Source organism: Microbacterium sp. NPDC056569, from assembly GCF_042793475.1.
Classification (GTDB): Bacteria; Actinomycetota; Actinomycetes; order Actinomycetales; family Microbacteriaceae; genus Microbacterium.
Genome location: NZ_JBHTUV010000007.1, coordinates 78,293 through 91,918 on the forward strand (window position 1 = coordinate 78,293; position 13,626 = coordinate 91,918).

General features: G+C 71.4%; 11 protein-coding genes. 9 read left to right on the plus strand and 2 right to left on the minus strand.

The genetic code is table 11. From position 1 onward, the window contains the following. Nucleotides 1–12: 12 nt before the first annotated feature. Complete coding sequence (locus ACFQ7C_RS09855; RefSeq protein WP_378899796.1) at nt 13–312, plus strand: hypothetical protein; 300 nt, start codon at nt 13–15, stop codon at nt 310–312. 418 nt (nt 313–730) lie between these two features. Here the strand turns inward: ACFQ7C_RS09855 and ACFQ7C_RS09860 are convergent, their stop codons facing one another. After that, the gene (locus ACFQ7C_RS09860) at nt 731–2,188 is read right to left on the minus strand and encodes an NAD(P)H-quinone dehydrogenase (protein ID WP_378899799.1); all 1,458 of its coding nucleotides are present in this window, start codon (nt 2,186–2,188) and stop codon (nt 731–733) included. Between the two features lie 102 nt (nt 2,189–2,290). Between ACFQ7C_RS09860 and ACFQ7C_RS09865 the strand changes: the two genes are divergently transcribed. From ACFQ7C_RS09865 to ACFQ7C_RS09880, 4 genes are all read left to right on the plus strand, one after another. Next, entirely contained in the window at nt 2,291–3,124 is an 834-nt protein-coding gene (locus ACFQ7C_RS09865; RefSeq protein ID WP_378899801.1) for a purine-nucleoside phosphorylase, read from the plus strand. 257 nt (nt 3,125–3,381) lie between these two features. Continuing rightward, nucleotides 3,382–5,271 (plus strand): phospho-sugar mutase, encoded by a 1,890-nt coding sequence (locus ACFQ7C_RS09870; RefSeq protein WP_378900225.1) that lies wholly within the window; start codon nt 3,382–3,384, stop codon nt 5,269–5,271. A gap of 62 nt (nt 5,272–5,333) precedes the next feature. Then, nucleotides 5,334–5,918: a GNAT family N-acetyltransferase gene (locus tag ACFQ7C_RS09875; RefSeq protein WP_378899804.1), complete on the plus strand. Its 585-nt coding sequence runs from the start codon at nt 5,334–5,336 to the stop codon at nt 5,916–5,918. 377 nt (nt 5,919–6,295) lie between these two features. Further along, nucleotides 6,296–7,246: a hypothetical protein gene (locus ACFQ7C_RS09880; protein WP_378899807.1), complete on the plus strand. Its 951-nt coding sequence runs from the start codon at nt 6,296–6,298 to the stop codon at nt 7,244–7,246. Nucleotides 7,247–7,369: 123 nt separating this feature from the next. Here ACFQ7C_RS09880 and ACFQ7C_RS09885 read toward each other — a convergent pair whose 3' ends face one another. Continuing rightward, the gene (locus tag ACFQ7C_RS09885; protein ID WP_378899810.1) at nt 7,370–9,310 is read right to left on the minus strand and encodes a BglG family transcription antiterminator; all 1,941 of its coding nucleotides are present in this window, start codon (nt 9,308–9,310) and stop codon (nt 7,370–7,372) included. 130 nt (nt 9,311–9,440) lie between these two features. On the opposite strand from ACFQ7C_RS09885, the gene ACFQ7C_RS09890 reads away from it, so the two are divergent. From ACFQ7C_RS09890 to ACFQ7C_RS09905, 4 genes are read left to right on the plus strand one after another with little or no spacing between them, the layout of a single operon-like run. After that, nucleotides 9,441–9,845, plus strand: a complete 405-nt coding sequence (locus ACFQ7C_RS09890; RefSeq protein WP_378899813.1) for a PTS sugar transporter subunit IIB — start codon at nt 9,441–9,443, stop codon at nt 9,843–9,845. A 51-nt stretch (nt 9,846–9,896) separates the two neighbouring features. After that, the gene (locus ACFQ7C_RS09895; RefSeq protein WP_378899816.1) at nt 9,897–10,175 is read left to right on the plus strand and encodes an HPr family phosphocarrier protein; all 279 of its coding nucleotides are present in this window, start codon (nt 9,897–9,899) and stop codon (nt 10,173–10,175) included. Between the two features lie 2 nt (nt 10,176–10,177). Then, nucleotides 10,178–11,833 (plus strand): phosphoenolpyruvate--protein phosphotransferase, encoded by a 1,656-nt coding sequence (gene ptsP / locus ACFQ7C_RS09900; RefSeq protein WP_378899819.1) that lies wholly within the window; start codon nt 10,178–10,180, stop codon nt 11,831–11,833. A 43-nt stretch (nt 11,834–11,876) separates the two neighbouring features. Then, nucleotides 11,877–13,463, plus strand: coding sequence for a PTS mannitol transporter subunit IICB (locus ACFQ7C_RS09905; RefSeq protein ID WP_378899822.1), 1,587 nt, complete (start codon nt 11,877–11,879; stop codon nt 13,461–13,463). The last annotated feature ends 163 nt before the right edge of the window (nt 13,464–13,626 follow it).

A 13,626-nucleotide genomic window follows, 5' to 3' on the forward strand; every position in this document is an offset into this window, starting at 1 on the left:
CAGGATAGCCGGATGGATGCCACTTCCGCCGGTCCGCCGGAGGTCTCGGCGCTCGCGATCAACGTCGTGATCCCACCGGAGCTCCGCTGGACCGACGTGCGCCGCGGCGAGGAGTTCGAGCTGCAGAGCCTCACCGTGCGCCTGCTGCCCGACCACTCGGTCGCGGTCAAGGCCTATGGTCGCCCGGTCGCCGGGGGCCGCGGGGCGTACGTCTCGTTCGCGATGCCCGACCGGCCCGAGCTGCGGGCTCTGGTGGACGCCGCGGCGAACCGCGCCGCCGACCTCTGGGCCACCAACACCGGCCTCGGCTGAGTCGCGGCCTGGCCGATCACAGGCGCCGCAGCACCCCGTTGGCACTCGTTCAACAGGTCAACCGGGCTTCGGCATGAGCCGTCTCGCATCCCGGATCCTGCGCAACGCCGGTTGACCTGTTGAAGGACAGAGCGACGGATGCCGCGTTCCCCAGAGCGCTGCTCGACCGAAGGTGGCGATCGTGGTCGCTGCCCACAGCGTGAGACGGCCACGACCGCCACATCTGCGCCGGAGGCCGGACGCAAGGTGGCGGCTGTGGTCGCGACACCCCGGCGAGGCGGCATCTCCTGCCACCTCCGGCAGCAGGGCAAGGCGAAGGCAAGATCGCCGGCAGAGCAGGCAATGCCGGAACCGCGCCGATGTGAACGGATGCTGCGGGCCGCAGCATCCGTTCACGTCACGTGATCTGAACGCGGGGTCAGCCGCCGTAGACGTTGTGGTCCACGACGTGCATGGCGCGGGCGGCATCCGTGATGCTGCCCGACAGCGACGGGTACACAGCGAAGACGCGCGAGACCTGGTCGACCGTGAGACGGCGTTCGACCGCGATCGCGATCGGGTAGATGAGCTCGGAGGCGCGGGGGCCGACGATGACGCCGCCGATGACGGTGCCGCTGCCCTCGCGGGCGATGATCTTGACGAAGCCGTCCTTGATGCCCATCATCTTCGCGCGCGGGTTGGCCGCGAGCGGCAGCTTGTGCACGACGCCGTTGATGTGGCCGTCCTCGATGTCGTTCTCCTGCCAGCCGACGGTGGCGATCTCGGGCGCGGTGAAGATGTTCGAGGTGATGCGGCGGCGCTCCAGGGGGATCACGACGTCGCCGAGCGCGTGGAAGACGGCGGTGCGGCCCTGCATCGAGGCGACCGAGGCGAGGGGCACGAACGTCGTGCAGTCGCCCGCGGCGTAGATGTTGGGCACGGATGTGCGCGCGACGCGGTTGACCTGGATGTGGCCCGACTCGGTCATCTGGACGCCGGCCTCTTCCAGGCCGATGCCCTTCGTGTTCGGGATCGAGCCCACCGCCATGAGGCAGTGGCTCCCCTCGACGGTGCGGCCGTCCGACAGGGTCACGACGACGCCGTCGCCGGTGTTCTCGACCTTGTCTGCCCGCGACTTCGACAGCAGCTTCATCCCGCCGCGCTTGAAGACGCGCTCGAGGACGGCCGCGGCGTCCTTGTCCTCGCCGGGGAGCACCTGGTCGCGGCTCGACACGAGCGTGACCTTCGCTCCGAGGTTCATGTACGCACCGGCGAACTCCGCACCGGTGACGCCCGAGCCGACCACGATCAGGTGCTCGGGGAGCGCCGACATGCTGTACAGCTGCGTCCAGGTGAGGATCCGCTCCCCGTCGGGCTTGGCGCTGGCGAGCTCGCGCGGCGATGCGCCGACCGAGACGACGAGCGTGTCCGCCTCGATGCGGTCGAAGTCGGTGCCGCCGGGGCCGGTCGACACCACGACGGCGTTGTCGCTCTCGAGGCGCCCGTGCCCGGAGATGATGCGCACGCCCGCCTCGGCGAGCGCCGCGCGCATGTCGTCGGACTGCTGACGGGCGAGGGTCAGCAGGCGCTTGTTGACCGCTGTGAGGTTGATGGCGATCTCGGGCTTGAGCGGCTTGCCGTCCTTGCCCTTGGCGAACAGCTGCACGCCGAGGTCGCCGGCGCCGGCGATCGCGACGGCGGCGTCGGCCGTCGCGATGAGCGACTTCGATGGGACGACGTCGGTGATGACGGCCGAGCCGCCGATGCCGGCCCGCTCGACCACCGTCACCTCGGCTCCGAGCTGGGCGGCGGCCAGCGCCGCTTCGTAGCCTCCGGGTCCGCCGCCGAGGATGGCGACGCTCTGGGTGGTCTCGAAGCTGATCGACATGAATTCCATTCTCCCCTGCCGGGCGACCCGGGCACGACACCGCGACACTCCCGGATGCGCGCGGACGCGGCTTCGCTGGCTCTCGTGGCCGACGGTTCCTAAAGTGGTCACATGTCAGACACCACCGGCAATCCTCTCGACGACCCCACGGCCGACCCGTTCGCGGTGGCCGCCGCCGCCGCGGAGGACATCGCCCGCATCACCGGCGTGGAGCGTCACGACATCGCGCTCACGCTGGGCAGCGGCTGGGGCAAGGCGGCGGAACTCCTCGGAGAGACGACCTCGACGTTTCCCGCGACCCAGGTGACCGGCTTCAGCGCCCCGGCCCTCACCGGCCATGTGGGAACGCTCCGAAGTGTCGTCACGCCGAAGGGCCGCCGCGTGCTGGTGATCGGCGCGCGCACCCACTACTACGAGGGCTACGGCGTGCGCCGGGTCGTCCACAGCGTCCGCACCGCGGCTGCCGCGGGCGTGCGCACGATGGTGCTCACGAACGGCGCCGGTGGCATCAAGCACACCTGGAGCCCCGGCCGCCCGGTGCTGATCAGCGACCACATCAACCTCACCGGCGACACGCCGCTCGAGGGCGCGACCTTCATCGATCTCACCGATCTCTACTCGCTGCGGCTCAGGGACCTCGCCCGCTCGATCGAACCGAGCCTCGACGAGGGCGTGTACACCCAGTTCCGCGGGCCGCAGTACGAGACCCCGGCAGAGGTCCAGATGGTCAAGGCCTTCGGCGGCCACATCGTGGGCATGTCCACGGCGCTCGAGGCGATCGCCGCGCGCCAGGCCGGCATGGAGATCCTCGGCTTCTCGCTCATCACCAACATGGCCGCGGGCATCCAGAAGCACCCGCTCAGCCACCAGGAGGTGCTCGACGCCGGCCGCGAGGCCGAGCCGGTCATCTCGTCGCTTCTGGCCCGTGTGATCGGGGCGCTGTGAACGGCGGGGAGGTGCAGGAGCCCGCGCCCGACGCGGTGCCGACGGGCACGGATGCTGCCGCCGACGTCCTCGCGCGCGCACACTCGTGGCTCGCACAGGACCCGGACGGTGAGACCCGCGCGGAGCTTCGGGCGCTGATCGGGGCCGCGGAGTCAGGGAACCCCGCGGCGCTCGAAGACCTCCGGGACCGCTTCTCGGCACGCCTGGCGTTCGGAACCGCCGGACTGCGCGGCGCCCTCGGCGCGGGCAGCAACCGCATGAACCGGGTGCTGGTCGCGCAGGCCGCCGCGGGACTCGCGGCGTACGTGCGCGAGCAGGCCGGCCTCCCGCCGGTCGGCGTCGAGGCCGTGTCGGACGCGCACGAGCAGGACACGGATCCTGCCACCGCCGCCCGCGAGAGCTCTGCGGACGATGAGGTCGTGGTCGCGCCTGCGGAATCCAGTGACCAGACCGCGGACGAGGCGGCGACGGATGAGGCGACCGCGGGCGGGGAGCCCGAGGATGCCGATGCGGGTGCCGCCGCCGATGCGGGTGCCGCCGCCGATGCGGCTGCTGCCGCCGATGCGGGTGCTGCCGCCGACGCGGACGCCGGCGAACCCGCGGACACCGCGCAGGACGATGGCGGCGCAGCATCCGTTCCGGAAGGGCTCGTGGAGCCGTCGGCGCCGGAGCTGACCGAGGCGCCCTCGCCCGACGCGCTCGAGGCCGAGGGGCCGGAGGTCCCCGGCATCCTCGACGACGCGCCGATCGTGGTGATCGGCTACGACGGACGCCGCAACTCCGACGTGTTCGCGCGCGACTCCGCCGAGATCTTCGCGGGCGCGGGGCTGCGCGCGATCCTGATGCCGCGGCTGCTGCCGACCCCGGTGCTCGCCTTCGCGGTGCGCCACTTCGGCGCCGCCGCCGGCGTCATGGTCACGGCGAGCCACAACCCGCCCGACGACAACGGCTACAAGGTGTACCTCGGAGGGGCCGACGACGGCTCGCAGATCGTGTCGCCCGCCGACGCCGAGATCGCGGCCCACATCGAGCGCGTGGCCGAGGCCGGCGACATCAGCACGGTTCCCCGCTCGCTCGGGTTCGAGCTCGCGACCGAGAGCGTCGTCGACGAGTACGTCGCTGCGACCGCGGCGGTCGCCCCCGCGCCCCCGGGGGCCGAGGGCCTGACGTGGGTGTACACCGCCATGCACGGCGTCGGCTGGGAGACGCTGTCGCGCATCCTCGAGACGGCCGGCTACCCCGCGCCCGTCCCGGTGTCGGCGCAGCTCGAGCCCGACGGCGCCTTCCCGACGGTGGCCTTCCCGAATCCCGAGGAGCCGGGCGCGATGGACCTCGCGTTCGAGGCCGCGCGCGAGGCCGGTGCCGAGCTCGTCATCGCGAACGACCCCGACGCCGACCGCCTCGCCGTCGCGCTTCCGGACGATTCGGCCGAGGGCGGCTGGCGGCGCCTCACCGGGAACGAGATCGGCCTGCTGCTCGGGTGGCGCGCCGGGCGCCTCGCGATCGCCGACGGCCCTGCCGAGGGGGCCTCGCTCGCGTGCTCGCTGGTGTCGTCGCCCGGGCTGCAGACAGTCGCCGAGCACTACGGTCTCGACTTCCACGCGACGCTCACGGGTTTCAAGTGGATCTCGCGAGCGCCGGGCATCGTCTTCGGCTTCGAGGAGGCCCTGGGCTATCTGGTGAACCCCGGCACGGTGCGCGACAAGGACGGCGTCTCGGCCGCCATCGCGATCCTCGGCATGGTGACCGAGGCCCGCGGCCGCGGCGCGAGCCTCGCCGATCTGCTGACGGAGTTCGACGAGCAGTTCGGCGCGTTCGCGAGCGACCAGGTGTCGATCCGCGTCGAGGACGTGTCGCAGATCGCGCGGATCATGGCGGCGCTCCGGGAGCGGCATCCGTCGTCCATCGGAGATGTCGCGGTCGAGCGCATCGACGACCTGCTCGAGGGCGTCGACGACCTGCCGCCCGGTGACGTCCTGCGCCTGTGGCTCGCCGACGGCTCGCGCGTCATCGTGCGCCCGAGCGGCACCGAACCGAAGCTCAAGCTGTACCTCGACGTGCGCGGCGAGTCGCGCGACGACGCCTCGGCGCGCATCGCGGCCCTCGCCGACGGGGCCCGGGCGCTGCTCGCCGAGTACGGCGGCTGACCCCCGTCGCTGTGCGGCCGGCGCGCGTCGAGGGGATGCGCGTCCCGCCGTAGGCTCGGACCATGCTGCTCACCTCGCCTGTCACCCTCGAGAACGCGTATGTGCGCCTCGAACCCCTCACGGTCGAGCACGAGGCGGATCTCGCGGCCGCGGCGGCGGGCCTCGAGCACACCTGGTACACGTCGGTGCCGCGCCCCGAGGGCATCGCGGCCGACATCGCACAGCGGCTGAAGTGGCGCGACGAGGGGCACATGAACCCGTGGGCGGTGCGCCGGCTCGACACCGGCAGGGTCGTGGGCGAGACGACGTTCTGCAACATCGACCAGCCCAACCGTCACGTCGAGATCGGGCACACCTGGATCGCGCTCGAGGCGCAGCGCACCGCCGTGAACACCGCGTCGAAGCTGCTGCTGCTCGCCCACGCGTTCGAGTCGTGCGACGCCATCGCGGTCGAGTTCCGCACGCACTGGCACAACCGCCAGTCCCGCGCCGCGATCGCCCGCCTCGGCGCCAAGCAGGACGGCGTGCTGCGCAACCACCGCCTCGGGCCCGACGGGACCCTCCGCGACACCGTGGTCTTCTCGATCCTCCCAGCCGAATGGCCCGCCGTGCGCCTCGACCTGACAGAGCGTCTCGCCCGCGGCTGACGCGGGTGCGCAGCATCCGTCTCCCGCCCGGCGTCGTTTGGGGCGCGCCGCGTGCAGCTGGGGCGCAGCGTGTTCGCCCCAATCGTTCCTCATGCGCCCCAAACCCGTGATGCGCGGGACGGAGTCTGCCACCCCGAGGCCCCGTCACAGCGACCAGGGTTTCGGTGTCCGATCCCGGCCCTCGGGGTTTGGGGCGCGGCCCGTGCAACTGGGGCGCACCGCGAACGCCCCGAACGGTCGCTGCGCGCCCCGAACCCGACAGAGCGCGGGAGACGGATGCTGCGAGCACAGGCGGCCCCTCCTCCACAGGGTGGTCTTGTCCACACCTTCCGGTTCGAGCGCCACGCCCACGGTCGAATCGTCGGAGACTCGCCGCCATGGCCACCCTCACACTTCTCAGGCGGGACGAGCTTCTCGACGGAACGACACCCCGCCGGCTCACCGCAGCGGTCACCGCCGGTGAACTCATGCGACTGCGCGTCGGCGTCTACGTGGAAACGGCGGCGTGGAACGCCGCCAAGCCGGAGGCTCGCGTCATCGCCCGTGCCCACGCCCTCGCGCTCAGCTCCCCCACGCAGCCCGTGGTCTCCCACGAAACGGCGGCCGCTGCGCACGGGCTTCCGCTCTATCGCGCGGATCGAAACCGGGTGCACATCATCGCGCCAGAAGCTCGGCCCGGTGCTGCCGCCGGTGTGATCCGCCACCGTGGTGACCTCACGGACGGCGAGGTCGTCGAGATCGACGGACTGCAGGTCACCTCGCTCACGCGCACTGTCGCAGACGTCGCCCGAACCGCCTCCTTCGAGCAGGCTGTCACTGTCGCCGACGCCGCGCTCCGCCAGCAGTTCGTCACCGCCCCGGACGAGTACGACTTCGACGGTGCGGCGCGGTTCCGGCAGGAGGTGCTCGTGATCGCGAGCCGATCAGCTCATGGCCTCACGCGCGCTCGTCGCGTCGTCGAATTCGCCGACGGGCGCGCACAACTGCCGGGCGAGAGCATCAGCCGCATCCGGCTCCGCGGGATCGGCTTCCGTGTCATCGAGCTGCAGGTTGCGGTGCCCGGGCGAGGCATCCATCCGTACTACGTCGACTTCGGTCTGGACGAGGCCAACGCCTTCGGCGAGTTCGACGGAGCGATCAAGTACGTCGACGGGAAGATTCTCGACGGCCGCACGTCGTCGCAGGTCTTCGACGAGGAGAAGCAGCGGGAGGACTGGATCCGCGGGACCACTCAGCGCCACTACGCGCGGTGGGGGTGGCCGCACATCGCGACGGCCGCCGACCTGCGAACGCGGCTCGAAGCCTTCAGTATCCGTCCGCCGCGCTGACGTTGTCCCCCAGGTTTGGGGCACGTGCCGTACGGTTGGGGCGCGCGGCGGGCGCCCCAACCGTTCGTCACGCGCCCCAGACCCGGCAGAGAAGCTGGAGACGAGCCGACGGATGCTGCGGGCTCAGCCGTCGATCACGGCGACGAGCTCGTCGAGGAAGGCGTTGAAGTCGATGCCGCGGCGGACGATGCGCTGCACGCTGTCGCGCTCGCTGAACACCTCGACGAACTGCTCGAACACGGTCTGGAAGGCCTCGCGGTCGCTCTCGGAGAACGCGACCAGCGCCACGACCTGCACGCGGCCGTCGCCCCAGGGGATCGACGGCTCGGCGATCCCGATCGCGATCGCGGTGCGGGATGCCGTCATCTCGAGCGCGTGCGGCACCGCCAGCGCGTCGGTGAACGCCGTCGACGACAGGCGCTCGCGCTCGATCGTGCGCTCGACGTACTCGGCGTCGATGACGCCGCGGGCCTGCAGCAGGGCGCCCAGCGCGCGGATCACGCCCTCTTCGCCGGCAGCCTCGTCGAGGCCGCGGAGGAAGGCGGACGGCTCGAAGTAGCGCTCGAGCTCGGCGCGCAGCCGCGCGAGGCGGCGCGAGCGCCGGATGCGGCCCGCCGCGGCCTGCACGCGCTCGACATCGGAGTCGGTGAGGAACGGCTGGATGCGCACGATCCGGTCGTTCGTGGTGGGCGGGTCGATCGTCGTGAGGACGAGGTCCGTGTCGATCGCACCCCAGTCAGGATCGACGCGGGTCTCGACGCCCACGACCTCGATCGCCTGGCCGAGCGAGCGGTCGACGCTGGATCGCAGCAGCTCGTGCAGGTCGTAGTAGCCGGGGCACACGATGGTCGCCGTGAGGAGCTGGTCGGCGCGCCGGCTGCGTTCGAGCCGGCCGCCGACGTGCATCGCGATGTAGGCGATCTCATCGTCGGGCAGCGGGATGCCGAGCCGCTGCTGCAGACGGCTCGCGATGAACACCGCCACCTCGAAGATCATCGGGTACGTCGACTTGAGCGAGCGCGTGAGCGGGTTGCGCGACCACGCCTGCTCGCGAGCCCGGTGCAGCAGGTTCTGCACGTGAAGGGCGAGGCGCGACACGAAGTCGTCGTGCGCGATGTCGACGAGGAACTCGTCGGCGGCGGCGGTCACGACCTCGCGGACGGCGGCCTCGACCTCGGGGTCCAGCGTCGAGGGGGCGGTTCCGGATGCCGCGTCCTCGTGCCCGTCGGGGGCGACGACGCGCGTGAGCACGAGGGTCGCGAGGTGCTGCAGATCGGCGCTGCCCAGCTGCACGCCCAGATGCCGCGCGGAGAGCTCCGCGATGATCTCGGCCACCTGGGTCTGCGTGGGCCGCTCCCGCACGGCGGAGCCGCCGCCGACGGCGTCCAGCGGACGGTCGCGCGAGGTGCGGTCGGCGGCGATCGCGATGTGCATCACGACGTCGGCGATGCCGATCTCGTTGACGAACCAGCCCAATTGGCCCAGCCGCACCACGAGCTCGGTCTTGAACGGGCCGAACGCCTGGGCGCCGACCGACCCCTCGCCGAGCGTCCGCCGGAGGGCGGCGAGATCGAAGGATCCGGCATCCATCTCGTCGTGGGCGAGCTTGCTGAGGAGACGCCGCTGCGCGCCCTCGGTGCCGCGCAGCCGCGCCCGCGACGCCGACCGCTCGAGGGTGAGCTCGGTGCCGCCCAGCAGCCCGCGGACACGGGCGAGGTCGGCGTCGAGGGTGGCGGGCGAGACATGCAGCGCATCGGCGGTCTCGAACACGTCGATCCCGTCAGGGGCGTCGAGCAGCGCGCGCACCAGCGTGTGCAGCCGATCGCGGGGAGTGCCGGCGTCGCCGCCCGCCCGCAGCGCGGCCGCGGCATCCGGCCCGGCGCGGTAGCCCTGCGGGCCCGACTCGACCGCGATGCCCGGCGCCACCCGCGCATTGGCGGCGGTGACGTAGGAGCGGATGCTGCGCGGGGTCACCCCCAGCGCGTCGGCGAGAGCGGATGCCGTGACCCAGTCGCCGTCGCGCAGGAGCAGTCCGAGCACACGATCTTGCCGGGCCCGGGTCACACGCCCAGTCAACCACGCGTGCCGGTGCTCGAGGCCACGGGTCGCTTCCGCGTTTCCGCCCCTGCGGAAGAAGGAGTGGTTGTCCCCTCCCAGCGTTCTCACAAGAATGGCCGGAAGAGGAGGCGGATCGATGAGGATCCTGGTGGTCTGCGGAGCGGGTGCCTCGAGCACCTTCGTCGCTCAGCGCGTGCGTCACGCGGCCCACGCGCAGGGACTCGACTATTCCGCCTTCGCCGGCACCGAGCAGTCGCTGCCCATCGATCTCGATGCCGCCGACGTCGTGCTCGTGGGTCCGCACTTGCTCCATGCGCTGGATCGCATCGAACGGGATGCGGCCGCGCGAGGCACGACCGTGGTGCTGCTGCCGCCCGACATCTTCGGAGACCGGGACGGGACACGCACGCTCGAACTGGTCCGCGCCGCGATCGGGAGCCCCGGGGGGCCGCTCCCGGCCGCGGACGCGGCGCCTCCGCAGGACCCCGCACCGACTTCTCCTCCCCTGTCACGATCCGCCTCCGAGAGCGGCGATTCGTGACAGTCGAGCAGCCCTGAACACCGAACCAAGACCAGACAGAGAGGTCACGACATGCCACCCATCTCCCGCACCGTCCGGATCGGATCGGCGCACGGCCTGCACGCGCGTCCGGCGAAGCTGTTCGCGCAGGCCGCGAAGGATGCCGGCATCCCGATCACGATCGCGAAGGACGCGGGCGGTCCCGTCAACGCGGCCAGCATCCTCGGCGTGATCGCGCTCGGCGTCGAGCAGGGCGACTACGTGACCCTCACGGCGGACGGCGACAACGCCGAGTCGACCCTCGACACGCTCGCGGAGCTGCTCACCACCGACCACGACGCGGAGGCCTGAACATGACCGAGCTGCGAGGAGTGGGAATCGGCCTGGGTGTCGCCCAGGGACCCGTCGCGCGCATGGCCGAGCCCGCGCCGGCTCCGTCCGACGCGCCGAGCACGATCAGCGCCGACGAGGAGAAGGCGCGCGTGACGGATGCCGTCGCCGCCGTCGCCCGCGAGCTCGAGGCCCGCGGGGCGCAGGCCGGCGGCGCGGCGCAGGAGGTGCTCGAGGCGCAGGCCATGATGGCCGAGGACCCGACCCTCGCGGACGAGATCGGCGCGCGGCTCGCGCAGGGCAAGACCGGTGAGTTCGCGGTGTTCGACGCGTTCGCGTCGTTCCGCGACCAGCTCACGGCGATGGGCGGCTACCTCGGCGAGCGCGCCGCCGACCTCGACGACGTGGCACAGCGGGTGATCGCGCGCCTGCGCGGCGTGCCTGCTCCGGGCGTCCCGGACCCCGGGCATCCGTTCGTGCTCGTCGCGAAGGATCTCGCGCCGGCCGACACGGCGCTCCTCGACCTCGACAAGGTGCTCGCGCTCGTCACCACCGAGGGCGGCCCCACCTCGCACACCGCGATCCTCGCGCGGGAGAAGTCGATCGTCGCGATCGTGGGTGCGACCTCAGCCACGGGACTGCGCGACGGCGAGACGGTGATCGTGGATGCCGCCGCCGGCGTCGTGACGACGGACCCCACCGCCGACGAGCTCGAGCGGGCGCAGAACCGCGCCGACGCGCGCGCCGCTCAGGCGTCGGCGCCGATCACCGACGGAGCCCTCGCAGACGGCACCAAGGTGCCGCTGCTGGCGAACCTCGGCAACCCGGAGGGCGCCACCGACGCGGTCGCGCTGGGTGCCGAGGGCGTGGGCCTGTTCCGGACGGAGTTCCTGTTCCTGAGCTCCAACCAGGCGCCCACCGTCGAACAGCAGCGCGAGGCGTACACCAAGCTCCTCGCCGCCTTCCCGGGCAAGAAGGTCGTCGTGCGCGTCCTGGACGCCGGCGCCGACAAGCCGCTCGCGTTCCTGAACGACGCACACGAGGAGAACCCCGCGCTCGGGCTCCGGGGCATCCGCGCGCTGCGGGCGAGCGAAGACATCCTTCGCGAGCAGCTCACGGCACTCGCCGAAGCGGATGCCGCCACCAGCGCCGACCTGTGGGTCATGGCGCCGATGATCGCCACGGTCGAGGAGACGGACTACTTCACCGCCCTCGCGCGCGATTACGGCATCAAGACCGCCGGTGTCATGGTGGAGGTGCCGTCGTCGGCGCTGCTCGCCGACCGCATCCTGGTCGACGCGGACTTCGCGTCCATCGGAACCAACGACCTCACGCAGTACACGCTCGCCGCAGACCGCCTCCTCGGGTCGGTCGCGTCGTTCCAGGACCCGTGGCACCCTGCGGTGCTGCGCCTGATCCGCGAGGTCGGCGACGCCGGCGCCGCGAACGGCAAGCCGGTCGGCATCTGCGGCGAGGCGGCGGCAGATCCCCTGCTCGCCGTCGTGCTCGTGGGCCTCGGCGCCACGAGCCTGTCCATGGCGCCCACGGCCCTCGCCGACGTGCGCGCCACCCTTCTCCAGCACACCATCGCCCAGGCGCGCGACATCGCCTCGGCCGCCCTCGCCGCGAACGACGCGGCATCCGCCCGGTCCGCTGCCCAGCGAGCGGCCACCCGATAGGCCGCCCCGCGGCCCGGAACCCACACACAAGGGAGACAGTGAAATGACAACGGCGTCAGTGCCCGCATCGGGCACCAGCAGGGCACGGGTCGGAGTCCAGCGCTTCGGCACGTTCCTGTCCGGCATGATCATGCCGAACATCCCCGCGCTGATCGCGTGGGGCATCGTCACGGCGTTCTTCATCGACGTGGGGTGGACACCCAACGCCGACCTCGCGACGATCGTCTTCCCGTTCATCCACTACCTGCTGCCGATTCTGATCGCCTACACGGGCGGCAGCATCGTGTACGGCATCCGCGGTGGCGTCGTCGCATCGATCGGCGTGATGGGCGCGATCGTCGGGTCGGACCTGATCGTCGACAACTTCAACGCCGCGCTTCTCGCCGCCGACCCCGACGCCAAGACCCTCGGCTACGTGCACATGTTCATCGGCGCGATGATCATGGCGCCGCTCGCGGCCTACACGATGAAGTGGCTCGACAGCCTCTGGGAGGGCAAGATCAGGGCAGGCTTCGAGATGCTCGTCAACATGTTCTCGGCGGGCATCTGGGGCTTCGTGATGGCGGTCGTCGGGTTCTACCCGATCGCATGGCTCGTGAACGGTCTCATGGAGATCCTCGGCAACGCTGTGAACTGGCTCGTCCAGGCCAATCTCCTGCCGTTGACGAGCATCCTGATCGAGCCGGCGAAGGTGTTCTTCCTGAACAACGCGATCAACCACGGCGTCCTCACACCGCTGGGTCTGCAGGAGGTCGCCGAGGATGGCCGATCGATCCTGTTCCTGCTCGAGGCGAACCCCGGCCCCGGTGTGGGGCTGCTCCTCGCGTTCACCTTCTTCGGCATCGGCGCTGCGCGCGCGTCGGCGCCGGGCGCCGCGGTGATCCAGTTCGTCGGCGGCATCCACGAGGTGTACTTCCCGTACGCGCTCATGAAGCCGATCCTCATCCTCGCGCTCATCGCGGGCGGCATGACGGGTGTCACCACGAACATGCTTCTCAGTGGCGCGCTCGCGGGCCCTGCTGCTCCGGGAAGCATCATCGCGGTCACGGCACAGGCGGTGAATCCCTCCGCAGGTGGCGTCCCGAACCTGATGGTCGTCTACCTGTCGGTCCTGCTGTCGGCCACGGTGACGTTCCTCATCTCGTGGGTCATCCTTCGCGCGTCCCGCAAGCGGGACCTCGAGGCGATGGCGGCGACCGACGACGCTTTCGGTGCGGCCATCACGCAGACCGAGGCGGCCAAGGGCAAGTCCTCGGCGCACCTCGACGGTCTGCGCGGCGGCGCCGCCACTCAGGCGGACGGCGGCATCGCACCGGCGACCGTGACCGAGCGGGAGATCAAGAACATCGTCTTCGCGTGCGACGCGGGCATGGGTTCGTCGGCCATGGGCGCGAGCGTGCTGCGCAACAAGATCAAGAAGGCGGGCATCGAGGACGTCACGGTGACCAACAAGGCGATCGCTGCGCTCGACCCCTCCGCCGACCTGGTCATCACGCAGAACCAGCTCACCGACCGGGCGCGGGACAAGACGCCGAACTCGGTCCACGTGTCGGTCGACAACTTCATGAACTCGCCCCGCTACGACGAGGTCGTGGACCTCGTCCGCGCACAGCACGAGGATGGTGCGTAGCTGAGACCGCGGCGGGGCCGGGCGGGCGACAAGCCCCCGGTCCCACCGCTCTCGGCACGGCCGCGCCCCGCTGCTCGGAACGGGCGGCGGGCCGCGGCATCCGTATCTCCTCCGACGACAGCCGCGACGACGACACCCCCAGACGAATGACGAGAAAGGCGAG

What these genes read in the sequence shown, in the direction of transcription:
- ACFQ7C_RS09855 (WP_378899796.1), top strand. Translation starts at nt 13, where the DNA reads ATGGATGCCACTTCCGCCGGTCCGCCGGAGGTCTCGGCGCTCGCGATC.
- ACFQ7C_RS09905 (WP_378899822.1), top strand. Translation starts at nt 11,877, where the DNA reads ATGACAACGGCGTCAGTGCCCGCATCGGGCACCAGCAGGGCACGGGTC.
- ACFQ7C_RS09865 (WP_378899801.1), top strand. Translation starts at nt 2,291, where the DNA reads ATGTCAGACACCACCGGCAATCCTCTCGACGACCCCACGGCCGACCCG.
- ACFQ7C_RS09870 (WP_378900225.1), top strand. Translation starts at nt 3,382, where the DNA reads ATGAACCGGGTGCTGGTCGCGCAGGCCGCCGCGGGACTCGCGGCGTAC.
- ACFQ7C_RS09880 (WP_378899807.1), top strand. Translation starts at nt 6,296, where the DNA reads ATGGCCACCCTCACACTTCTCAGGCGGGACGAGCTTCTCGACGGAACG.
- ACFQ7C_RS09860 (WP_378899799.1), bottom strand. Translation starts at nt 2,188, where the DNA reads ATGGAATTCATGTCGATCAGCTTCGAGACCACCCAGAGCGTCGCCATC.
- ptsP (WP_378899819.1), top strand. Translation starts at nt 10,178, where the DNA reads ATGACCGAGCTGCGAGGAGTGGGAATCGGCCTGGGTGTCGCCCAGGGA.
- ACFQ7C_RS09875 (WP_378899804.1), top strand. Translation starts at nt 5,334, where the DNA reads ATGCTGCTCACCTCGCCTGTCACCCTCGAGAACGCGTATGTGCGCCTC.
- ACFQ7C_RS09890 (WP_378899813.1), top strand. Translation starts at nt 9,441, where the DNA reads ATGAGGATCCTGGTGGTCTGCGGAGCGGGTGCCTCGAGCACCTTCGTC.
- ACFQ7C_RS09895 (WP_378899816.1), top strand. Translation starts at nt 9,897, where the DNA reads ATGCCACCCATCTCCCGCACCGTCCGGATCGGATCGGCGCACGGCCTG.